Annotated in this window: 19 protein-coding genes; 14 read left to right on the top strand and 5 right to left on the bottom strand. The window is 58.3% G+C overall.

Annotated elements, in window-relative coordinates; all coding sequences use genetic code 11:
* Positions 1 to 43: 43 nt before the first annotated feature.
* The 5 genes from AB9N64_RS07140 to AB9N64_RS07120 are packed head-to-tail and all read left to right on the top strand — an operon-like array spanning position 44 to position 4358.
* Positions 44 to 901 (top strand): McbB family protein, encoded by an 858-nt coding sequence (locus AB9N64_RS07140; RefSeq protein ID WP_073844879.1) that lies wholly within the window; start codon positions 44 to 46, stop codon positions 899 to 901.
* Positions 898 to 1707, top strand: a complete 810-nt coding sequence (locus AB9N64_RS07135) for a nitroreductase family protein (RefSeq protein WP_371360088.1) — start codon at positions 898 to 900, stop codon at positions 1705 to 1707. The genes AB9N64_RS07140 and AB9N64_RS07135 overlap by 4 nt, the downstream gene beginning before the upstream one ends.
* Positions 1694 to 2893 carry a YcaO-like family protein gene (locus AB9N64_RS07130; protein WP_073844876.1) on the top strand — a complete coding sequence of 400 codons (1200 nt, stop codon included), beginning with the start codon at positions 1694 to 1696 and terminating at the stop codon, positions 2891 to 2893. Before AB9N64_RS07135 ends, AB9N64_RS07130 begins: the two co-directional genes overlap by 14 nt.
* Positions 2894 to 2901: 8 nt before the next feature.
* Positions 2902 to 3645, top strand: a complete 744-nt coding sequence (locus tag AB9N64_RS07125; RefSeq protein WP_072433839.1) for an ABC transporter permease — start codon at positions 2902 to 2904, stop codon at positions 3643 to 3645.
* A complete protein-coding gene (locus AB9N64_RS07120) occupies positions 3645 to 4358 on the top strand; it encodes an AAA family ATPase (RefSeq protein WP_289328794.1) in 714 nt (237 codons plus the stop codon). Before AB9N64_RS07125 ends, AB9N64_RS07120 begins: the two co-directional genes overlap by 1 nt.
* A 323-nt stretch (positions 4359 to 4681) precedes the next feature.
* Here the strand turns inward: AB9N64_RS07120 and AB9N64_RS07115 are convergent, their stop codons facing one another.
* From AB9N64_RS07115 to AB9N64_RS07100, 4 genes are all read right to left on the bottom strand, one after another.
* On the bottom strand, positions 4682 to 4990 hold the full coding sequence (locus AB9N64_RS07115; RefSeq protein ID WP_371360087.1) for a DUF6124 family protein: 309 nt from the start codon (positions 4988 to 4990) through the stop codon (positions 4682 to 4684).
* Between the two features lie 336 nt (positions 4991 to 5326).
* Positions 5327 to 6844 carry an ArnT family glycosyltransferase gene (locus AB9N64_RS07110; protein ID WP_371360086.1) on the bottom strand — a complete coding sequence of 506 codons (1518 nt, stop codon included), beginning with the start codon at positions 6842 to 6844 and terminating at the stop codon, positions 5327 to 5329.
* 28 nt (positions 6845 to 6872) lie between these two features.
* Positions 6873 to 8528 (bottom strand): lipid IV(A) 4-amino-4-deoxy-L-arabinosyltransferase, encoded by a 1656-nt coding sequence (arnT, locus tag AB9N64_RS07105; protein ID WP_371360085.1) that lies wholly within the window; start codon positions 8526 to 8528, stop codon positions 6873 to 6875.
* Between the two features lie 181 nt (positions 8529 to 8709).
* A complete protein-coding gene (locus AB9N64_RS07100; protein WP_019821204.1) occupies positions 8710 to 9390 on the bottom strand; it encodes a histidine phosphatase family protein in 681 nt (226 codons plus the stop codon).
* A gap of 274 nt (positions 9391 to 9664) precedes the next feature.
* Here AB9N64_RS07100 and AB9N64_RS07095 point away from each other — a divergent pair, with 274 nt between their 5' ends.
* From AB9N64_RS07095 to AB9N64_RS07080, 4 genes are all read left to right on the top strand, one after another.
* A complete protein-coding gene (locus AB9N64_RS07095) occupies positions 9665 to 10333 on the top strand; it encodes an ABC transporter ATP-binding protein (RefSeq protein WP_014719054.1) in 669 nt (222 codons plus the stop codon).
* 1 nt (position 10334) lies between these two features.
* Entirely contained in the window at positions 10335 to 12797 is a 2463-nt protein-coding gene (locus AB9N64_RS07090) for an ABC transporter permease (RefSeq protein ID WP_371360084.1), read from the top strand.
* Positions 12787 to 13851: a lipocalin-like domain-containing protein gene (locus tag AB9N64_RS07085; protein ID WP_371360083.1), complete on the top strand. Its 1065-nt coding sequence runs from the start codon at positions 12787 to 12789 to the stop codon at positions 13849 to 13851. The genes AB9N64_RS07090 and AB9N64_RS07085 overlap by 11 nt, the downstream gene beginning before the upstream one ends.
* Positions 13852 to 14018: 167 nt before the next feature.
* Complete coding sequence (locus tag AB9N64_RS07080; protein ID WP_020301315.1) at positions 14019 to 15467, top strand: hypothetical protein; 1449 nt, start codon at positions 14019 to 14021, stop codon at positions 15465 to 15467.
* 5 nt (positions 15468 to 15472) lie between these two features.
* Here AB9N64_RS07080 and AB9N64_RS07075 read toward each other — a convergent pair whose 3' ends face one another.
* Positions 15473 to 16174, bottom strand: a complete 702-nt coding sequence (locus tag AB9N64_RS07075; RefSeq protein ID WP_038450634.1) for a sterol desaturase family protein — start codon at positions 16172 to 16174, stop codon at positions 15473 to 15475.
* Positions 16175 to 16468: 294 nt separating this feature from the next.
* On the opposite strand from AB9N64_RS07075, the gene AB9N64_RS07070 reads away from it, so the two are divergent.
* The 5 genes from AB9N64_RS07070 (at position 16469) to AB9N64_RS07050 (ending at position 22561) form a co-directional block, all read left to right on the top strand.
* Positions 16469 to 17392 (top strand): substrate-binding domain-containing protein, encoded by a 924-nt coding sequence (locus AB9N64_RS07070; RefSeq protein ID WP_014719049.1) that lies wholly within the window; start codon positions 16469 to 16471, stop codon positions 17390 to 17392.
* Positions 17393 to 17455: 63 nt separating this feature from the next.
* Entirely contained in the window at positions 17456 to 18964 is a 1509-nt protein-coding gene (locus AB9N64_RS07065) for a sugar ABC transporter ATP-binding protein (RefSeq protein WP_014719048.1), read from the top strand.
* Positions 18930 to 19922 carry an ABC transporter permease gene (locus AB9N64_RS07060; RefSeq protein ID WP_014719047.1) on the top strand — a complete coding sequence of 331 codons (993 nt, stop codon included), beginning with the start codon at positions 18930 to 18932 and terminating at the stop codon, positions 19920 to 19922. The genes AB9N64_RS07065 and AB9N64_RS07060 overlap by 35 nt, the downstream gene beginning before the upstream one ends.
* 25 nt (positions 19923 to 19947) lie before the next feature.
* Positions 19948 to 21027 carry an alcohol dehydrogenase catalytic domain-containing protein gene (locus AB9N64_RS07055; RefSeq protein ID WP_034128169.1) on the top strand — a complete coding sequence of 360 codons (1080 nt, stop codon included), beginning with the start codon at positions 19948 to 19950 and terminating at the stop codon, positions 21025 to 21027.
* Between the two features lies 1 nt (position 21028).
* Positions 21029 to 22561 carry an FGGY-family carbohydrate kinase gene (locus tag AB9N64_RS07050; RefSeq protein ID WP_103451901.1) on the top strand — a complete coding sequence of 511 codons (1533 nt, stop codon included), beginning with the start codon at positions 21029 to 21031 and terminating at the stop codon, positions 22559 to 22561.
* Positions 22562 to 22572 lie beyond the last annotated feature (11 nt).

The following is a 22572-nucleotide window of genomic DNA, read 5'->3' as shown; positions in this document are numbered from 1 at the left end:
GGTTTCTTAGGCAGCGCCTGAAACCCCTACAGGGGATCACATAATGAATATAGCCATTCCTAACTATCAGATTCTCAATTTTGAAACGGAAAGTTTAGTAATATCCGATGCGGGTATCTCTAAGGTGCATTCACGACCGATCTTGAAGGCGTTGCGACAGATACAAATGTCTCCTGCGCTGACGAAGGATGAGTTGGATGAAATACTCGCCGATAATGGCTTGAATGCAGCCAGTGCATTTGAGTTTCTGGAGAAAATAATTCCGTTCACGGCGGCTAAGGAGCTTTATTTTGAAAAGACTATAGTTGTGCATTCGTGGGAAGGGATTGCCGCGGTTGAAGATTTATTTAGACAAGAGTTATCGGGTGTCGTAGAGTTTAAAGATTTTTCAAGTGATATAGTAAGTTCTGTTGCGGGGTTTAGATGTTTTATTGTGTTGTTATGCCATTCTTATGATTATGAGGGCCTGAAAAAAATACATTTTGACTTGGCAAAAATATCACCAGCTAGCGCTATTAGCGTTTGTTGGCCGATGGGCGGTTTTTTTTGCATCGGGCAACCTTATATCTCGGAGGTCGGAAACCCTTGTCATTTTTGTACCGTTGATAGACTTATTCATAATGAGTCAGTCAAACGGGTGAAAAACAACTGGGCATCGGCATTGGCGTTTTGTAAAAATGAACATGTCAATGTGCCCTTTAAGAAGTTAAGTTTGTATCAAGAGTTGGTGGTTATTGGTGCAATTATTAGAAATGTGAAGTTTTTTACTGAGAGCGGCGTTTTGCGCAAGTATCATGATGATGTGTTGTGCTCCTCGTATGTGCAATTAAGTGACGGCAGAATATTTCAAGAGTCCAGTTCCCACTGGTATATCTGCGATTGCCTGGAGGTAAGGAAGTGAAAAATATTCCGCATGACTATTATTTTAGATTTATAGACCCTGCCGTCTATGAGGCAGTGCTTGAGTTTCATAGTAAAGGCAACTTCACATTTCATACAGCGTTTCAACATTGCACTGGCCTCCATACACTGGACGAAGAACATCTGACCCAGTTAACCGGGAATGAGCTCGTACTCTATCCTGATATGGGGCTAACGGTCAGCCTTGGATTGTCCGAGGAAGATAGGGCTGAATGCTTATACAGAAATGAATCATGCGAGAAGTTTTTGTCAGCGTCTCTGAACTTTGAAGTGCTTGAAAAGCTGGTGTCACCTCTTGTCTCTAGGAATGTCGGAGCACACAAACGTGGGTATCCGAGTGCAGGAGCACTCTACCCTGTTGAGATCTTCATTTGTTCACTCGCTGAGAGTAATGCAGACTGGCCCATTAAAGAGCGCGTTTTGCACTTGCTTCCTAGTTCTAGGAGGTTTGAAGTGATGCAGGTGGATGTGGATTTTGAATATGTGAAGGCGGCTATAATGGGTTCGTCTGGAGAACAGCTGGGTTTTCCGAGTTTGGCTATTGTTTATTCAGTCTATATGCCTAAAAATATTTTCAAATATAGGTATCGTGGTTATCGCATGGCGCTTATGGAAGTTGGCTCTATTTATATGCTTGTGGAGATTCAAGCAAAAAAATTAGGAATTGCCTGCCGCCCGTGGTCTGCTTATACGGACTCCATGGTATGTAAGTTGCTGGGGGTTAACCCCGCTCTGTTTCTTCCTGTATGTATTCATTTAATAGGTAAGCAGCATGAAACTTGTTAATGCAATGCAGAAGCCGGATCTTCCTGGAGCATTATTGTTTCAACCTGCCGGACTGCTCTATTTACCAAATTCTGTAGAGGTGTCAGACGCTCTTTCAGTTAACGGGTCAGGGGTGGGCGGGGGCGCACGCTCTATCAAAACTGCCTTGGGAGAGTATTTTGAAAGGCGTCATTTTTATAGAGAGATTTTGTCGATAAAGCGCGGCTTTCTTAGTGACTCGTTGACGAGAGCTGAAGTTGATAGTTTTGCCAGCGCTCTTACACAGACGGCTTCAAGGCTGATATCAATTGAAGAGGTTAAAAAACATCACTTCTCACTGACGCAAGTCATGAGAGCTTCTGATTTTTCTGAGTGCTTAATTCCCACTGTATGTATTTCTCTTTCTGCGCACGGCCTCGAAAAGGATAATTTTTTATATCCGCTGAGAGACACCTGTGGGTGCAGCTTTTACTGGAACGTAGATGTTGCGTTTTTAGGAGCTGTAAAAGAGTATCTTGAACGACAATTTCTACTGAGGTTTTGGCTGACTAAGCAATGCCAAGCACTGTTCTCGCTCGGTAAAGTTGAGTGTCTGTTACGAGGGAGGAATGTTAAATATTTATATGATGCGCTAATATTTTCCGGCGAGGTTTCCATTTTCGATATTTCTGACAAACGTTTTCCTGGGGTTTGTTTGTTGGCGGTTTATGGCCAAAACGATAGTGATCGACATGTGAAGTATTGTGCGGGTATGTCCTATTCAGGTGACGTCGGCGAAGCGTTGGAAAAAGCGCTGCTTGAGCTGTGGCAAACTTATCGTTTTATGGATTTGTTTAAATCGATCGGGTCTGATGAGCGAAAAGTGGAGGATGACTATCTTCGCTATTTTATGACCTGTAATGAGTATGGTACCTATTGTGAAATAACCGATTATGTGGTTGCTGATGGTGACGATAGGGAGACTTCTTTGGAGTTTTCATTGGAGGTTTTTCTGTCGGTGCTTAATGGGTTGGGTGTGTCGGGTTATTTTTATTCTCGGCGCGCCAGGATTAATGGGGTTAATTGCGTCTTTGCAAAGTATGTTTCACCTGATCTGTTTCTTCATATGAATAATTCAAGAAACATAAATCTGAGAAATAGTTATTCCAAAAGTTTTGAATCCTTAATGTTTTCGTCTCGTCTGAATAGAATGGTACCGTTTCCATGAGGTGAGCTATGCGTATTTACCCATTATTTAAACCTTTCTTGCTGGCGAAGCTTTTTATCAAGGAACAGTTGAAAGAGCCGGTCGCCCTGTTATGGGTCGTAATATCCCCTGTGGTAACCTTCTACTTGATTAGTTACGCCGGGTACTCTGGCAGAGAAACTTTACGTGACTACGCATCTGCCACTTCATGGTTTTACGCTTTCATCTCTTCAAGCGTGGCACTTTTTGGTTTGGCGTTTTATATAGTGGGGCGAAGAGAAAGTGGTTTTTTGCGTTCTTTTGTGTATGCAAAACGTACCAAGATCACCTTTCTCGCTGGGCAGTTTTTAGCGTACTCATTTATGTCGGTTATTTATTGCTCGGTGTTTTATGTGCTGACGCGGGGCTATTTTGGTTTGATGGCCCTGGAAGAGTGGTTGGTTATTGTTGGTCGTTTCTACATGTGTTTTTTGCTTTTCTCTACGCCATCCTTATTGTTGACGCTGGTGCCCATAGGCTTTCAAAATACTAATACTCTTTTCTCCATATTATCAGTCTCTATGTTGGCGCTGGGTATCGGTAGCCTTAGCACCTCGTATTCACTATTTAACTTAATCGGTCTTTTTAATCCGATGGGGTGGGCCAATCGCCTGATGTTGGTGGGGGTAACCGGGTCCGCTACGTTGGTAGCGTCGATTTTAGGAATGATCATTGTCACAGGGTGGTTTGTGTTCCGATTTTTACTCATCAACCCCGTTTGGAGTCGGTACTGATGAAACGGCTAATCGTGGATGCACTGGACGTTAGGTACGGTCAGCATATTTTATTCAAGAGTGCCTCATTGGAAGTCGAGGCCGGCACAATGACAGGCTTGTTGGGGCCTAATGGTTCCGGAAAAACTACGTTTTTTGACGTAATCTGTGGCCTGAAGAAATTGAATGGCGGTGAAGTGCAACATTCATTTTCCAAGCTACTTTACCTGTCACAGATCATCGCAACGCCTCCAGTATTTCGAATGTTCGATGTTTTTAACATGATGATGCTTTTTTGCTCCGATACGCGCGTTACCCAGCGGCACGCTTTGGAAAAAATTGAAAAGTGGAGCCCTGGTATTGCTGAACGCTATTGCGAAATCTGGAAGAAGAAATCATCCCTTTGCAGCTATGGTGAAAAGCGCTGGTTTTTCACCTTGTCGTTATTGTCCGTTAACGCAGACCTTGTGATTTTGGATGAGCCCACCGCAGGCGTTGACCCGGAGTTCCGTTACCACATTTGGCGTTGTTTGGAGGGAGCAGCGGCGGAAGGTGTGGCAATACTCGTGTCTTCGCATAACATCGATGAGATCGTCACTCACTGCGATGACTTTTACATGCTGAGCCAACAACGCTTTAATCATTTTTCCAATGCCGAGGGCTTTTTGAGCAGGTATGGCGGCAATACTTTGGATGAGGCATTTATTCACGCGGCGAGCCTGCCCAGAACTTGAGATGCTGGTAGCGGTGTCTGAATGCTTGCGAGAGGGGAACGGGTTTCTCCGCGATAGTGGTCCTCGATGGAGATATCACCATAGCGGGCAAGCCTGACGCTTATCAGTTGAGACTGACCGGTAACTATGGCGAGGGAGCTTGATCCCGTGACGGCCTGACAGCCGATATTGATTCGACTGATGCCCTGCGAACCCATGTGGGAGCTGGCTTGCCCGCGAAGAACCTCAACGATAACGCGCACCTCCTGAATAAACGCGGCGCCTGTGAGTTTTTCGCGAGCAAGCTCGCTCCTACAAAATGGGGCCAAACCCGCTTTTACATTTTAAGTGGTTGGCTTCAAAGGCTTCACGCATTCAATAGAGCGATCTACCGTCGTCTTGGCAATCTCCAACAAATGCCACACCGCCAGAATCTTCGCCCGCCCTGGGCTATCTAGCAGCTCGCCGCAATCAAGCGCCGTTGCCGAAGCGCTGTCGAGCAAGCTGGCGGTGTAGAGCAAGGCATCTTCAACACTCAGATCGTCGTTGACGTTGTGGAAACCCTGGCTGGGCAGGTAATGGTCGATGGCGCGGTTAAAGGCGGCACGGTCTTTTGCAGGATCGAGGGGTGGATCGGGTAGGACTTTATTCATGGTGTAGCTCCGCGTTGGATTAGGAGACGACACCCGTCGCGACTAAACGAGGGTGGCGGCTGTACGCAGGTTAGTCGACCGGCCCAACACGAAACATCCGGCGCACCCGAAGGCGCCCTACGCACAGCCACCATAAAACTCATGGAGACCATGCCGTGTTGGAAGATACGAGCGACTAAACCCGATCACTGATGAGCAGTGATGGACCGCAGACTAGCCACCGATTCCAACCGGCACAAGGCGGCGGAGATTGTCTCGGAAACGTCCTGCAATTTAAAGGGACACGGCTTGCTGGCCCTTTACAAATCATGACAAAAGGCCAGCAAGCACAGTGCCTCAGCGTATCCCCGGAACAAACGCCACACTCCCTCCCTCACGCGCCCTGAACAACCGCTCCCCATTATCCGGCTGGGTCGTCACCACCTGATGATTCACCCCCAGGAACGCCAACGGCGTCGGCTCGTCCTTGGAATACTGCGTGACGATAATCGTGCGTTGCGGATCAAACCCCTGGCCGCTGGTTTTTTCCAACCAGGCCATGAACGCGACGCTGTTGCCCTGGCGCGGGAAGTCCTGGCTTTCGCTGACGTAGTAGAAAGGTTTACCGTGGTTTTGCAGGTACATGGGCAGCTTGTTGTCGACCTCTACCAGCACCAGTTGCCATTGGTTCCAGGGCGCGCTTTTCTCCGCCTGGGCTTGCAGGTCGGCGGCGAAGCGGGTAACGCCGCCGTTGCCATTTGTCCAAGGGTAGATCACGCCCAGCACCAGCAAGAGCAGGCCTGCGCTGAGGCCAAAGCCTGTTTGCCAGCGCGGCCAGCTCATCGGTTTTTTGCGCAGGCGTTCACTCAGCCACCAGGCGGCGAGCAGTTGGGCAAAGGGTACCAGCGGCAACACGTAGTAGCTGCGGCGGCTGCCGCTGGCGGTGAAGAATACAAACAACAGGCCCAGGCCCCACACCAGCCAGCGTACGTTGGGCGGCGCTCTGCGCCAGTTGCGCACGGCCAGCCACAGGCCAAGTATCCAGCAGGGTGCCCAGGGCAGGGTGTAGACCGGCAGGTAAATCAGGTAGGTGTAGATCGGCCCCATATGGTCGAAGGGGTCGAAGAAACGCACCACGTTTTCGCGGAACACCAGCTCCAGGCCGCTCTCGCCGTAAGTGGGGGCGCCGTAGCGGTGGGACAGTACAAAGGGAATCGCATACACCACGCCGGCGATGAGCAGGGCCAGCACCAGGCGCAGGTTGAGGTGGCGTTTGTAGCGGTGTTCGCTGAGCAAGTGTGGCAACAGCATCAGCGCCGGCAGCACCACACCGATCAAACCCTTGAACAGCGAGGTGGCGGCCAGCAACAGGAAAAACACCGTGTAGCGCCCCAGCCGCGTGTCATCCGGCCCACGCCAATACCACCACACCGCTGCCAGTACGCCACACACGGTGAGTACATCGGCGGTGGCCACGCGAGCCCAGAACAGGAAATAGAAGGTGGTGGCGAGCATCCACCCGGCGATCAGCCCGGTGCCTCTGCGAAACAGGCGTTCACCGATCAGGTACACCAGCCAGATGCTCAACCATGCGGCAACCACCGATGACAGGCGCAGCGACCAGGGGCCGAGGCCGCCCAGCAGGTGGGCAAACCCGGTAATCAGCCAATAGGAGGGCAGGGGTTTGTCGTAATACGGCGTGCCTTTGAGATACGGGTCGAAGTAGTCACCGCTTTGCAGCATCTGCAAGGCGATATTCGCCCAGCGCGTTTCCGGCCCCCACAGGTCGCGGCTGCCCAGGCCCAGCAAGAGCAGCAAGGCCGAGGTACCCAGCAGTAACACCAGAGCGCCGCGTTCGGTTTTCCAGAAACTCATGGGATGTTCCCCGTGGCAGGCGCTGCATTCAAGGTTGTTGGGAGTAAATCGTCAGTACCAGGTTGCCCTTGCGATAGCGTTTGCCGCCGGGCGGCAACTGCCCTTCTTCACGGTGTTCGCTGGTGCTCTTGACCTGCATCAGCACGCCGACCGACCCGTGTTGGCGGGCCTCGGCCAACCAGGCCTGGACACTGTCCGGCGTGACCTTGCGCTGTGCCGCGTCTTGGTAGTTCAAGCCATAGCGCAGCTCGCCCTGGGTGTTATAAAACGCCACATCGGGCCGGCGCAGGCGCCAGGTCAAGGCCGATGCCAGGCCCAGGTCATTGCTCAGCAAAGCACGGGTAGGTTGCAGTTCGTCCAGATGTTCCAGCAAGAACTGGTCGGGCATTTCGTTATCTTCGATCAGGGCCGGCATGCCCGCCGGTAGCAATGCCACCAGCAAACCAATGCCCAGGGCAGGCATCGCCCACAACGTCAGCGGGCGCACCGCTTGCAACAGGTTGGCGAGGATCCAGCCCAGCAGCACGATAAACGTCAGGGACAGGTTGAACATCTCCGCATGGCTATTGCTGTACAGCGGGCGGGTGATTTGCAGGTAGATCAGCGCCACCATGGCCGTCATGCCAAGCACGAAATTGAGCGCGCCGTTGATGACTAGCGTGCGCGCCTTGCCTTGCTTGATCAGGTCGATCAAACCGTGGCCCATCAACAAGGCCAGGGGCAACAGGCACGGCATGATGTAGGTCGGCAATTTGCCTTTGCTCAGGCTGAAAAAGCCCAGGGGCAGCAACAGCCACAGGGCGAGAAAGGCAATCACCGGCTGGCGCTTTTCCTGCCAGGTTTTTAGCAGGGTGCCGGGTAACAAGGCAGCCCACGGCAGGCACGCCACCACCATGATCGGCAGGAAGAACCACAGCGGCCGTGCATGCTGTGCATCGTCGGCGGCAAAGCGGCGGATGTGCTCATGCCAGAAAAAGAAATGCCAGTAATCCGGTTCGCGCAAGTGGATGGCCAGGGCCCAGGGCAGGCATACGAGCACGGCGACCAGCACCGCCAACGGCCCGTAGCGCATCAACTCGCCGACGCGCCGCTGCCAGACGAGGTAGGGTACGGCGATCAAGACCGGCAACAGCCAGGCCAGGAAGCCCTTGGTCATGAACCCCATGGCGCAGGCCACCCCCAACACCGCCCAGGCACAGAGGCGTTCGCGTGGCGTGCGGCAGTCCAGGGCAAACCACAACGCCACCAGGCTCAGGTTCACCCACAGGGTGAATTGCGGGTCGAGGTTGGCATACCCGGCTTGCCCGGCTACCAGGCCAAAACTCAGGTAGAGCAGCGCGCAGGCAAAGCTCTTGCGCGGGTCATTCCACACGCGCCGGGCGAGCAGGTAGGCCAGCACCACGCTCAGGACTGTGCTCAGGACCGAGGCGATGCGCACACCGAACAGGTTTTCACCGAACACCGTCTGGCCGAGGGCGATGAGCCAATAGCCGGCGGCGGGCTTCTCGAAATAACGCACGCCCATGAAGTGCGGCGCCACCCAGTTGCCGCTCATCAGCATTTCCTGGCTGACCTGGGCGTAGCGGGTTTCGTCTGGCGTCCATAAACCGTGAAAGCCCAGGGGCAACAAGATGAACACGGCAACGCCCAGCAATAGCCAGGCCAGAGGGTTTACGCGGGGCATGCGCACATCGCTCCATAACGTTCAAGTACGGGCAATGGCGGTATTAACTTAATAGGGTGAAGCATCGTAAGGGTCACTAAGTAGTTGTAGGAAAACATAACTAACAGACGCGACTAAACATGCCAGAACAGGGCTGTCGTTTTGCTGAACACGTTGTGGCTTAATATGTAAACAAGTGTAATTAAAGTTGTTTGAGTGCGGCGGTCCACTCTTCGCTGTTCATGGTGCCCATGGCCTTGAAGGTGCCGTTGGGCAGCACCTTGACGAACAGTGCGCTGCCGTACTCTGCAGCGGCTGCGTGAGGGAAGCCCAGGCTGGTCTGGAAGTCGCTCATGCAGGCGCTGTGGGTGATCAGCATCAGGTTGCGTCCCGGCTGTTTGTGGCCGAGGATTTCATCGCCCATGGCGTCGCCGCAGATGGCCAGCGGGCCGGGGGACAGTTCGGTCTTGCCGAACATGAACAGTGACGTCTGGGCGGTTCGCGTGGTGGGGCTGCTGAGTACGTCGGTCAGGGCCATGCCCAATGAATCAAAGGCTTTGCCCAGTTCGACGGCGCGTTCAGTACCGTTGATGGTCAGGCCATCGGCAGGGCCGAAGCAGGGGTTGGCAGAGCGGTCGCAGCGCTCCTCATGGCGCACCAGCACCACCAGCTCACCCTCGCGCCAACTGGCGAGCACCCCGGAGGTCAGCAGGCGATTGCCCACGCCCAGGTCCAGGGGCGAGCTGGGCCAGAATAAAAAGCCCGTCAACAACAAGGCGGTGACGCTGATGCCAAGCAGGTGCAGGCGGTATTTTCTCAGGCGTTTTAACCTTGACCTTTTGGGTTGGGGGTTGGCCAGGATCATGTCTGCCACGCGGTTCATCCTCGGCACTGTTTATTGTGTTTATAAAAAGGCTGCACGATTGGGCAGTTGCCCTTGGTGAGGCAGGAGACTGTCACAGCGCCGCTGTCTTTTTGCTGAACACTTGCATGTTAGGAGTGTCACTTGGATTAACTAATAAGTTGTGAGTCACCACGAGTTGGCGGGCACTTTAAAGTTCGGTGGATGGGCAGACGGTGAAATCCATGTGAAAAATTTGCGTGGGCAGGAGCGTCAGCCGTTATTCTCGTTGCTGGTCCTTCAGATGAGCGTTCTTATGTTGCAGGTGCAAGGTGTTGTTAAAAACTACGCGACCCCGCAAGGCCCGCTGACCGTCCTGGCCGGCGTCGACCTGCACCTGGGTGAGCGCAGCAGCCTGGCGCTGATGGGCGAATCGGGCAGTGGCAAAAGCACCTTGCTGCACCTGGTGGCCGGGCTGGACCGAGTGGACGCCGGCAGCATCCGCATCGGCGAGCAGCGCCTCGACCAACTCAACGAAGGGCAACTGGCCCATTGGCGCCGCACGCAAATCGGTCTGGTCTTCCAGCAGTTCAACCTCATCGGCAGCTTGCGCGTGGAAGACAACCTGGCGTTCCAGGCGCGGCTGGCGGGGCGTTTCGACCCGTACTGGCAAGCGCAATTAGTGGAGCGCCTGGGACTGGGCGACTTGCTCCGGCGTTACCCCGAGCAACTCTCCGGTGGCCAGCAGCAACGGGTTGCCGTCGGGCGGGCGCTGGCCTCGCGACCGGGTTTGTTGCTGGCCGATGAGCCCACCGGCAACCTCGACGAAGCCACCAGCGATGAAGTGCTGCAACTGCTGTTGGACCTGCTGCGGGACAGCCCCACCAGCCTGCTGATGGTCACCCACAGCCCGCGCCTGGCCGCACGGCTTGACCGGCAAGTGGTGCTGCACCGTGGCCGTGTCGTGCCAATGGACGCGCGCTGAAATGGCGCTGTTTTACTGGACGCTACGCGCATTGCTGAGCCACTGGCGGCGCCATCCGGTGCAATTTTTCAGCGTGCTCACCGGCTTGTGGCTGGCCACCGCGCTACTGACCGGCGTGCAGGCCCTCAACAGCCAGGCGCGGGACAGCTACGCACGCGCCAGCCAATTGATCGGTGGCGAACCCCAAGCCAGCCTGGTTGCGCCGGACGCCGCCAGTTTCCCCCAGGCACTGTTTGCCGAGCTGCGCCGCGCCGGCTGGCCGGTATCCCCGGTGGTGCAGGGGCGGGTGGTGCTCAAGGGACATGAGCAACAGCGTCTGCAATTGATGGGCATCGACCCTGTGTCGTTGCCCGGCAGCGGCAGCGTGGCGGGGCAACGCTTGAGCCAGGCGCAGATGCTGGCGTTTTTCGAGCCGCCGGGGCGTACCTGGGTCGCTGCGCAAACGTTAGAGGCGCTGGGGTTGCAGGCGGGCGAGCAGCCGCTGACGTCCACCGGGCAACGCCTGCCACCGTTGCAGGTGCAAGCGGATATGGCGCCCGGCCTGTTGCTGACCGATATCGGCTTTGCCCAACCCCTGCTCAACATGCCTGGGCGCCTGTCGCGCCTACTGTTGGACAACACCTTCGCCGCCCGCCACCCCACGCCACCCGCCGTGTTGCAACTCAAGCAGGGCGAGGACAGCAACCTGTCACGCCTCACCGAAAGCTTTCACCTGAACCTGGATGCGGTGGGTTTTTTATCCTTTGTGGTGGGGTTGTTTATCGTGCATGCGGCCATCGGCCTGGCCCTGGAACAGCGCCGTGGCCTGCTGCGAACCTTGCGCGCTTGTGGAGTCAGCGCACGCATGCTGATCCTGAGCCTGGGCGTCGAATTGGGCGCTTTGGCGGTGTTGAGCGGTGTGCTCGGTATCGCCAGCGGCTACCTGCTGGCCAGCCTGTTGCTGCCGGATGTCGCCGCCAGTTTGCGCGGCCTGTACGGCGCCGAAGTCGCCGGCCAATTGAACTTGAGCCCCTGGTGGTGGCTGGCCGGCCTGGGCGTGAGCCTGCTCGGCGCGTTGCTCGCCGGAGCCAGCAGCCTGTGGCGCGCAGCGCGTTTGCCGTTACTCGCGCTGGCCAACGCCCAAGCCTGGCATCAAGCCCATGGGCGCTGGCTGCGGCGCCAGGGCTGGGTGGCATCCGCCGCCTTGCTGATCGCGTTGCTGGCACTGTGGCTGGGCGATAGCCTGGCCGCCGGGTTTGTGCTGATGGCGGCCTTGCTGTTGGGCGCGGCGTTGGCGTTGCCGGTGCTGCTCAACGGGTTATTGAAAGCGGTGCTGGGGCGCAGCCGCTCGGTGCTGGGCCAGTGGTTCCTGGCCGATTGCCGCCAACAACTGCCGGCCTTGAGCCTGGCGCTGATGGCGTTGCTGTTGGCCCTGGCGGCGAATATCGGCGCCGGCTCCATGACCTCGGGCTTTCGCCAGACCTTCACCCATTGGCTGGAGCAGCGTCTCACCGCCGAGCTGTACCTCAACCCGCAAAATCCGCAGCAGGCCGAGCAACTGAAAACGTGGTTGACCCGTCAGCCCCTGGTGCAGGCCGTATTGCCCGCCTGGCAGGTGGCGGTGCAACTGCAAGGCTGGCCCGCGGAGGTGTTCGGCGTGGTCGACAACCCCACTTATCGTCAACACTGGCCGCTGCTGGAGGCGGTGGACGCGCCCTGGGACCGCTTGCTGCAAGACGACAGCCTGATGCTCAGCGAACAACTGGCGCGACGCCTGAAGGTGCAACTGGGCGACACGGTGTCCATCCCCACTCCGCAGGGCACCTGGGCGCCGAAGATCGTCGGCATCTATGCCGACTACGGCAACCCCAAGGGCCATCTGCTGGTCAATGCCGAGCATCTGTTGGCGCATTGGCCGACGCTCTCACCGGCGCGCTTCAACCTGCGGGTGGCGCCCGCTGACGTGCCGCCGCTGATCCGTGAAGTGCAGCGTGAGTTCGCCCTGGAAGACAGCCGCATCGTCGATCAACAGCAACTCAAAGGGTGGTCCAGCCAAGTCTTCGAACGCACCTTCGCCGCCACCGCGGCGTTGAACAGCCTGACCCTTGGCGTCGCCGGCGTGGCATTGTTCATCAGCTTGCTGACCCAGAGCCAAAGCCGCCTCGGCCAACTCGCGCCGTTGTGGGCGCTGGGCGTGACGCGCCGACAATTGATGCTGCTCAACCTCGGCCAGACCTGGCTGCTGGCGGTACTCACATTGATCCTGGCGTTGCCGCTGGGGCTGTTGCTGGCGTGGTGCCTGGATGCGGTGATCAACGTGCAGGCCTTCGGCTGGCGCCTGCCGTTGCAAGTATTCCCCGGGCAGCTTGCGCAATTGCTGGGGCTGGCGATGCTTGCCACCTTGCTCGCGTCGGCCTGGCCCCTCTGGCAGCTGTACCGCAGCCGCCCGGCGGATTTGTTGAGGACGTTCGCCCATGAAGATTAAGGCATTGGCGTGCATCGCCTGGTTACTGCTGAGCGGCTGCGACCAGGCGCCCGCACCCGAGGACAGTTTCGCCGGGCTGGGCAGCGATGCCGCGGACTTTGCCCAGGTGGTGCCCGGCAAAGTCTTCAGTTTTCCCGAGGACCACGGGCCCCATGACGGCTTTCGTATCGAATGGTGGTACGTCACGGCCAACCTCAAGGATGCCCAGGGCAATGTCTTCGGCGTGCAATGGACGCTGTTTCGCAACGCATTGAAGGCCGGTCCCGTCCAACCGGGCTGGCGCGATTCAACCGTGTGGCTCGGCCACGCCGCCGTCACCTCGGCCACCCGGCACTACGCCGCCGAACGCCTGGCTCGGGGTGGCGTCGGCCAGGCTGGGGCTCAGGCAGAGCCATTTAACGCCTGGATCGACGACTGGAACTTCGCCAGCCGCCCCGGCACCGCCAGCCCCTTGGCCGACATGCAACTCAAGGCCAGTGGCGCGCAATTTGCCTACGATCTGCACCTGACCTCCAGCCGCCCGCTGGTGCTGCAAGGCGACCATGGCTACAGCCGCAAATCCGACCAGGGCCAGGCGTCGTACTACTACAGCCAGCCGTTTTTCACTGCCAACGGCAGCGTCAGCCTCGACGGCCATACCTACCAGGTCAGCGGCCCAGCCTGGCTCGACCGCGAGTGGAGCAGCCAACCCCTGGCCGCCAGCCAGACCGGCTGGGACTGGTTCTCCCTGCACCTGGACCGCGGCGCGCAACTGATGCTGTTTCGCGTGCGGCAGAAAGACAGCGACGGTTACCTCACCGGCACCTGGATCGACGCCCAGGGCCACACCCAGACCTTGCACAACAACGATATCCAACTCACACCGCTGACCACTACGGCCATCGACGGGCGCAACATTCCCACACGCTGGTCGCTGAAAATTCCCGGTAAACAGCTGGATATCACCACCGAGGCCGTCAACCCGAAGGCGTGGATGGACCTGGGTATTCCGTACTGGGAAGGGCCGGTGCGGTTTGAGGGTGGGGTGGGGTATTTGGAGATGACGGGCTACTAGGAGGCTACAGCTGAGTTAATTTTTCCCTACGACTCGACGGGTAATACTCCCACAGATTTTTTAAAAAATACTGTACATGCATACAGTCTTGTCCTACAGTCCATCCCAGGTGACCGGATGTCACCGGTTACCTGAGCGTCAATTTTTTAACTATGGATGGATAAAAAATGAAATCGAAAAAAGCCTTCATTCTGGGCGCGGCCATGGCGGCCTCTTGCTTCGTTTCGGCCTTTGCCCTGGCCGAGCAAACCCCGGCAAAACTCAGCGCGCAGGCGGTCAAGCAGGCCGTGGACAAAGCGTTGAAACCTGGCGGTACGCTGGAAAAGGCCAGCGTCTCGGGCGAGCTCAAGCAAAAGCTCAATGCCGCCAAGACCGGGCAGTCCAACGTCGTCAAAAAAAGCAAGGCAGCCGTCGGTAATGTGGCGATCGACTCCCCGGTTGGCCAGTTGGAAAAACCTGACTCGGCGCACATGAAACAGGCCGCGGTTGCAGCCTTCACGCCGTTGTTTCCCACCTTGGATATCAACACGCTTTACACTCTCACCGGTGTGGAGACCGGCGCGCAAATCGCTTACCACTTCAACCTGCCGAAAAACGCGCGAATCCAGGTGCAGCTGCTGAACCAGAGTGCCGGCACGGATATGTCGTTGACGCTGTTCCATGACGACGGCCAAGGCAACCTGACGCCGTTGGGCACCTCGGATAACCCCGGCAGTGCCGATGAATACCTCAACGGCGTGTTGCCGGCCGGTGACTACTACTGGTTCATGGTGGCCAATGCCGCGAGCAACTCGCAGTTCAGTTTCGGTGTGGCAGTGGACAGCAATATTGATGCCTACGAGCCCAACGACACTGAGCAAACCGCGTTCGCGCTGCCGGATGCCTTGAACCAGGTGACCGGTAACCTCGACAGCGTCAATGACGTGGATTACTTCTCCTTCGTCTCGTTGCGTGGCCAAGGTGTGGGCATGTTCCTGGGCGATGACGGTGCGGGCACGCGTAACCAGTGGATCTTCGAACGGTTCGATGGCACCCAGTGGGTGGAAGTCCCGCAGGGCTCTACTTCTACCTATCCCAACCTGACGCCGGGCTACACGGTCAAGGTGCGCGTGCGGGCCAACCCGGCGGTGGCATTGAACCCTCAGGCTCAATACAAGCTGACCCTCGGCTCGGCGCCACGCCTGAACCAGCACAATGTGAACGGCGATAACGTGGTGCGGATTCCCAGCTCGATCTTCCAACTGGCCACCCAGGCGGCTCGCAATCTGAGCTGGAGCACCCAGTGGTCAGACAGCACTGGCGAGCCCCTGCGTGGCGTCACTCCTGTACTGCGGGTCGACAAGCATTTTGGCGCCACTTACAACTGGGTCGACTATGAGGCCAAGACTGGCATCACCGGCGCGGCCTCGGGGAATGTCGCGCTGGGCACCTGCTCTGGGGACTACAAAGTGCGCTACCCGGACAGCGCCTCAGGCCAGACCTACAACTGGGAAACCTGGTTCAACGAGGGCGGCTGGCGCATCGAGCTCAGGGAGTTCCCTGGTGTGGGCGTGGGTGGCAATACCGTCCAATACGTCAGCCTCGGCCACATCTGCAGCCAGACTATCGTGCGCTGATTGATCTATGTGTGTGAAGCGGGGGGCAGTCCAGTTGGACTGCCCCTTTTTTTTACCGCGGGTTCCCAATGCAAAGTGCCAAATAGATAGTCCATCAACGGCAGCACGATGTTGAAGTTACGTCCCTGCATCAGCTCACGACGGTGATGCAAGGCGTGCAGGCGATGCATCTGGCGAATCCACGGTAGGCGTGCCACCGGGTGTTCGGCAGGCAGGTGTTCGCAGGCATGGAACACTTCGTAGAGTAGGTAGCCAAGGATCATGCAGCCTGCAAACAACCCGGCAACGTTGGGGCTCAGTTGGCTGAGCAGCCACCAGGCGGGGAGGGTGATGGCCAGGCTGTGCAGCACGATCAGCCAGGCTGGAAACAGGATGACGCGCCAGTCCCGGGGGCTGTCGTAAGTCATGTGATCAGGGGTGAAGAAGCTGTGGTGGTCGCCAGTGTGGCGTGCGTAGAACAGCCGGGCGAATGCATGTTTGTGATGGCCCAGGTGGCGGTGCACGAGATAGATACACAGGTTGAAAAACAGCAGGCTCAAGGGCACGGTCAGCCACTGGAGGGCGGTGATATCGGCGGTGGAGGACCAGGCCAGCGTGATGCAGGCGATGCCGTAGCCAAGCACGAATGCGGCGTGCAGCCAGGGGTTGTAACGCGGGTTGACGCTTGCGCGGTAACGGTCGCGGAAAGTCTCGGTCGGGTGGGGCATGGCCGGCTGCTCGCTGTGTTTTTATTTGAGGCTGAGCTTAGTTAGCGTAAGCGGATGTGCGAGTTTTTACTGACCACCTCATCGCCCTGTGGGAGCTGGCTTGCCTGCGATGGCGGTGTATCAGGGCCAGATCAGTAGACTGACACTGCGCTATCGCAGGCAAGCCAGCTCACATATTTTTGCCCGAGGCCGACCAGTGGAGACTTGCACAGGTCTGAATTAATTGTTAGCTTCTGGCAAAATGTTAACGATAACATTTGCTCTAAAAATAAAAACAAAACAGAGACCCACGCCATGAAAATGCTCCCAAAAACCCTGTGTTTACTGGCTGCCAGCATCACCCTGGGCAGCGCGACCCCCGCGTTTGCCGACGCCGCCAAGCCCATCCGCATCGGCGCCTCGTTCCAGGAAATCAACAACCCCTATTTCGTCACCATGAAAAACGCCCTGGAAGAAGCCGGCGCGACCATCGGTGCCAAGTTGATCATCACTGACGCCCGCCACGACGTGTCCAAGCAGGTCAGTGATGTCGAAGACATGCTGCAAAAGGGCATCGACATCCTGTTGATCAACCCCACTGACTCCGTCGGCGTGCAATCGGCCGTCAAGTCGGCCCATGCTGCCGGCGTCGTAGTGGTGGCGGTGGATGCCCAGGCAGATGGCCCGTTGGATTCGTTCGTGGGCTCGAAGAACTTCGACGCTGGTTTCCAGGCCTGTGAGTACCTGGCTAAAACCATCGGTGACAAAGGCAATATCGCTATCCTTGACGGCATCGCCGTGGTGCCGATCCTCGAGCGTGTGCGCGGCTGCAAAGAGGCGGTGGCCAAGCACCCGGACATCAAGATTGTCAGCATCCAGAACGGCAAACAGGAACGCGATCAGGCCCTGACCGTCACCGAAAACATGTTGCAGGCCCAGCCTACCCTCAAGGGCATTTTCAGCGTGAATGACAATGGCTCCCTCGGCGCGCTGTCGGCCATCGAAGCCAGCGGTATGGACGTGAAGCTGGTCAGCGTCGACGGTGCGCCGGAAGCGATCAAGGCGATCCAGAAACCCGGCAGCCATTTCATCGCCACCTCGGCCCAATACCCCCGTGACCAGATCCGCCTCGCCCTGGGCATTGCCCTGGCCAAGAAGTGGGGCGCCCAAGTACCGGCCAGCGTGCCGGTGGACATCACCCTGATCGACCAGGCCAAGGCCAAGGACTTCAGCTGGTAAACCCCCCAGGCCCCGCGTAGTTCGTGGGGCCCAGGTCTTCCTTCTGAGTGCGAGGTCGGCGGTATGAGCAGTCTTCTGAAGCTGGAAAACATCTGTAAGCGTTACCCTGGGGTGCAGGCCCTCAAGGCCATCAACCTGCAAGTGGAGCGCGGCGAAATCCACGCCTTGCTCGGGGAAAATGGCGCGGGCAAATCCACCCTGATGAAGATTCTGGGCGGGGTCGAGCACCAGGACGAAGGGCAGATCCTTATCGATGGGCAGGCCCGACAATTTGCGACCTATCGGGATGCGATTGCCGCCGGGATTGGCATTGTGTTCCAGGAATTCAGCCTGATTCCCTACCTCACGGCGGTAGAAAATATCTTCCTTGGCCATGAGCTGAGCAACCGCTTCGGCCTGTTGCGCAAACGCGAAATGGCCGAGGCCGCGCAGGCGTTGTTCCAGCGCCTCGGGGTCAGCATTGACCTGCACTGCGCGGTCAAGCACCTGAGCGTGGCCGAGCAGCAGTTTGTCGAAATCGCCAAGGCCCTGGCCCTGGATGCACGCCTGCTGGTGCTCGATGAGCCGACCGCGACACTGACTCCCAGTGAGGCCGAGTTGCTGTTCGACATCATGCGCGAACTCAAGCGCCAAGGCGTGGCGGTGATTTTTATCTCGCACCATCTGGAAGAGATTTTCCAGGTCTGCGACCGCATCAGCGTCCTGCGCGACGGCAGCAATGCAGGCGTTACCGAAGTGGCCGACAGCGATATCGATCACTTGGTCGAGATGATGGTCGGCCGCCGACTGGAATGCAGTTTCCCGCCCAAACCCAGCAGCGAACGCGGCCCCTTGCTGCTGGAGGTCAAGGATATCCAGCTGGTGCGCAACGGCCCCCACAACCGTTTCAATTTGCACAAAGGCGAGATCCTGGGCTTCGCCGGCCTGGTGGGCTCGGGCCGCACCGAGCTGGCCCTGGGCATGATGGGCGCGCTGCCCACGATGAGCAAAGACGTGTGGCTGCGCGGGGAAAAAGTCAGCCTCGATGACCCGGCTCAAGCCCTGGCCCACGGCATCGGCCTGCTCCCCGAAAGCCGCAAGAGCGAAGGGCTGATCACCGCCTTCAGCATTCGCGAAAATATCTCCCTGAACAATTTGCCCAAGTATCAGCACGCCTCGGGCCTGATCGACAAGGCCCGCGAGTGCGCCAGCGTCGAAGCGCTGATGCGCCAGCTGTCGATCAAGGCGCCCAGTGGCGAAAGCCTTGTGGTGAACCTCAGCGGCGGCAACCAGCAAAAAGTCGTGATCGCCCGCTGGATCAACCACCACTGCGACGTGCTGGTGTTCGACGAACCGACACGCGGCATCGATGTGGGGGCCAAGGCGCAGATCTACGCGTTGATGCGCAGCCTCACCGAACAGGGCTACGCGATCATCATGATTTCCTCCGAGCTGCCCGAAGTCATCGGCATGTGCGACCGCGTCGCCGTGTTCCACAAGGGCGCCATCGTCAAAGTACTGGAAGCGTCCGCCGTCAATCCTCAAGAGGTCATGCGCCATGCAACAGGGGGCTCAAGTGAATACGTCCATTAACACCGCCGGCACCGGCCGGTTGCGCCTGAACCTGGCGCGGCTGCTGCGTTCGCCGGCGTTTTATCCCTTTGTCGGGCTGGTGGTGGTGACCCTGGTGATGATCCTCGCCAGTGACACTTTCCTCACCGCCAGCAACCTCTCCAACATCGCCCGCCAGGTGTCGATCAACGCCATCATCGCGGTGGGCATGACCTGCGTGATTCTCACCGGCGGTATCGACTTGTCGGTGGGGCCGGTGATGGCGTTGTCCGGCACCTTGACCGCCGGGCTGATGGTCGCCGGGTTGCCGCCGGGCCTGGCGATTGGCGTCGGGCTACTAGTGGGCGTGGCCTTCGGCATCGGCAACGGACTGTTCGTGGCGTACCTGCATATGCCGCCGATCATCGTCACCCTGGCGACCATGGGCATCGCCCGTGGGTTCGGGCTGATGTACACCGACGGCTATCCGATTTCCGGCTTGCCAGAGTGGTTCGCATTCTTCGGTCGCGCCAGTGTGTTTGGCCTGCAGGTGCCGATCCTGATCATGCTGATCACCTACCTGGCGGCCTATGTGCTGCTGCAACACACCCGCATCGGCCGCTACATCTACGCCATCGGCGGCAATGAAGAAGCGGTGCGCTTGTCCGGGGTGCGAGCGGCGCGTTTCAAGCTGCTGGTGTATGGCATCAGCGGCTTCACCGCCGCGATTGCCGGGCTGGTGCTCACCTCGCGCTTGATGAGCGGCCAGCCGAATGCCGGCGTGTCGTTCGAGCTGGATGCGATTGCCGCCGTGGTACTGGGTGGTGCGTCGATTGCCGGCGGCCGCGGAGTGATCATCGGCACCTTGCTCGGCGCCATGCTGCTGGGCGTGTTGAACAACGGTTTGAACATGCTTGGCGTGTCGCCCTACGTCCAGAGCGTGATCAAGGGCGGGATCATCTTGCTGGCGATTTTCATCAGCCGTCAGCGCCATCGTTAATACTTCACTACACAGGACCGAACACATGGACAAGCACACTCACATGCAAGCCGTCGTCTGCCACGGCCCGAAAGACTACCGCCTGGAGCGCATCGGCAAACCCCAGGCGCGTGCCAATGAGCTGGTGATCCGTATCGCCGCCTGCGGCATCTGCGCCAGTGACTGCAAGTGCCACTCGGGCGCGGCGATGTTCTGGGGCGGCGACAACCCCTGGGTCAAGGCGCCGGTAGTACCGGGCCACGAATTTTTCGGCTACGTGGTCGAAGCCGGCGAGGGCGCCGAGGAGCACTTTGAGGTCAAGGTCGGTGACAAGGTCATCGCCGAACAGATCGTGCCGTGTGGCAAATGCCGCTTCTGCAAATCAGGCAAATACTGGATGTGCGAAGTGCACAACATCTTCGGCTTCCAGCGCGAAGTGGCCGAAGGCGGCATGGCCCAGTACATGCGCATTCCCAAGACCGCCATCGTGCACAAGATCCCTGAGTCGGTGTCCCTGGAAGACTCGGCGCTGGTGGAGCCGATGGCCTGCTCGATCCATACCGTCAACCGTGGCGATATCCAGCTCGACGACGTGGTGGTGATTGCCGGCGCGGGTACCCTTGGCCTGTGCATGGTCCAGGTCGCCGCGCTGAAGACCCCGAAAAAACTGGTGGTGATCGACATGGTCGACGAGCGCCTGGAACTGGCGAAAAAGTTCGGCGCCGATGTGGTGATCAACCCCGCCCGTGACAACGCTCGCGAGATCATCAACGGGCTGACGGACAACTACGGCTGTGACGTCTATATCGAAACCACCGGCGTACCGGCCGGCGTCACCCAGGGCCTGGACCTGATCCGCAAGCTCGGGCGCTTTGTCGAGTTCAGCGTGTTTGGCGCCGAGACCAGTGTGGACTGGTCGATCATCGGCGACCGCAAGGAGCTCGACGTGCGCGGCGCGCACCTGGGCCCGTATTGCTACCCGATCGCCATCGACCTGTTCGAGCGTGGCCTGGTCACCTCCCAAGGCATCGTCACCCATGATTTCCCGCTGGACGACTGGGCCGAGGCGTTTGAACTGGCCAATTCGACCAAGTCGATCAAGGTGCTGTTGAAGCCGGTGCTCTGAGATGGACTACGTCATCGGTGTAGACATTGGCACCCAGAGCACCAAGGCGCTGCTGGTGGATGCCCAAGGCACGATCATCGCCCAGCATAGCCACGGCTACCGGGTGGACACCCCGAAAGTGCGCTGGGCCGAGCAGTGGCCGCAGGTGTGGCTGGATGCTGTCGAAACTTGCGTGGCCCAGTGCATGGCCAAGGCCGGGGTGCCGGCGCCGCTGGTCAAGGCGCTGTGCATCAGCAGTTTGTACGGTGGTTCGGGCATTGCTGTGGATGCGCAGATGACGCCGCTGTACCCGTGCCTGATCTGGATGGACCGCCGCGCCGGCGAGCAGGTGGCCTGGGTGCGTGAGCATGTGGACCTGGAGCGCTTGTTCGCCATCACCGGCAACTCGGTGGACAGCTACTACGGCTTCACCAAGATGCTCTGGCTCAAGCAGCACCAGCCTCAGGTGTGGGCGGATACCCGTTACCTGTTGCCGCCCAACAGCTACATCAATTGGTGCCTGACCGGCGAGTTGGCGGTGGACCACAGCAGCGCCGGGAATATCGGTGGTGTCTACGACGTGGCGGCGCGCAACTGGTCAGGCGAGATGCTGGATGCGCTGGGTATCGCGCAGTCGATGATGCCCGAGCGGTTGCTGTATTCCGGCGAGGTGGTGGGTGGTTTGCGCGCAGACTGGGCTGCCCGCCTGGGCTTGCAGGCGGGCACGCCGATCCTCGCTGGGGGCGTGGACGCGGCCATGGCGACCCTGGCGGCGGGTGTCACTCAGCCAGGCAATCATGTGGCGATGATCGGCACCAGCATGTGCTGGGGCTATCTGAACCAGCAGGTGGATGCACGTCACGGTTTGGTGAGCATGCCCCACGTCTACAACGGCCACCGCGACCTGTACATCTTCGGCGGTGCGATCACCGCCGGGGCCTCGGTCAGCTGGTTTCGCGAGCAGTTCTGCCAGGCCGAAGAACAGCAGGCCCAGGCCACGGGGCAAGACAGCCTGGCGCTGCTGGAGCAGAGCGCGATGAAGATTCCGGCAGGCAGCGAAGGCGTGGTGTTTTTGCCTTACTTGATGGGCGAGCGCAGCCCGGTGTGGGATGACCGCGCCAGCGGCAGTTTTGTCGGGCTCAACCTCTACCACAGTCGCTTTCACCTGTACCGCGCGGTGCTGGAGGGCGTGAGTTTTGCCCTGCGCCACAATATCGAAGCGGGTACTCAAGGCGCGCACTCCCTGGACCCGCGCTTGATCGTGGTGGGTGGGGCCAGCCATTCGGATCTATGGATGCAGATCATCGCCGATGTCACACGCTACCCCGTCTACACCATCGTGCAGGAGGTAGAAGCAGCCCTGGGCGCGGCGTTGTTGGCGGCGCATACGGTGGGGCTGGTGAGTGATGGGCAGATGGACACCGGCTGGGTGCAGTTGCAATTGCGGGCGCAGCCCAAGCGGGAGAATGTCATGACCTATGACCGGGCGTTTGCCGAGTACCTGAAGCTGTATCCGGCCCTGAAACCGGTCATGCACAACCTGCAAGCCACCTGATTCAACACAGT

It is taken from the genome of Pseudomonas sp. KT_2_4, from assembly GCF_041410225.1.
GTDB classification, from domain to species: Bacteria; Pseudomonadota; Gammaproteobacteria; order Pseudomonadales; family Pseudomonadaceae; genus Aquipseudomonas; species Aquipseudomonas paracarnis.
This window is presented reverse-complemented; position numbering and strand designations above follow the sequence as displayed.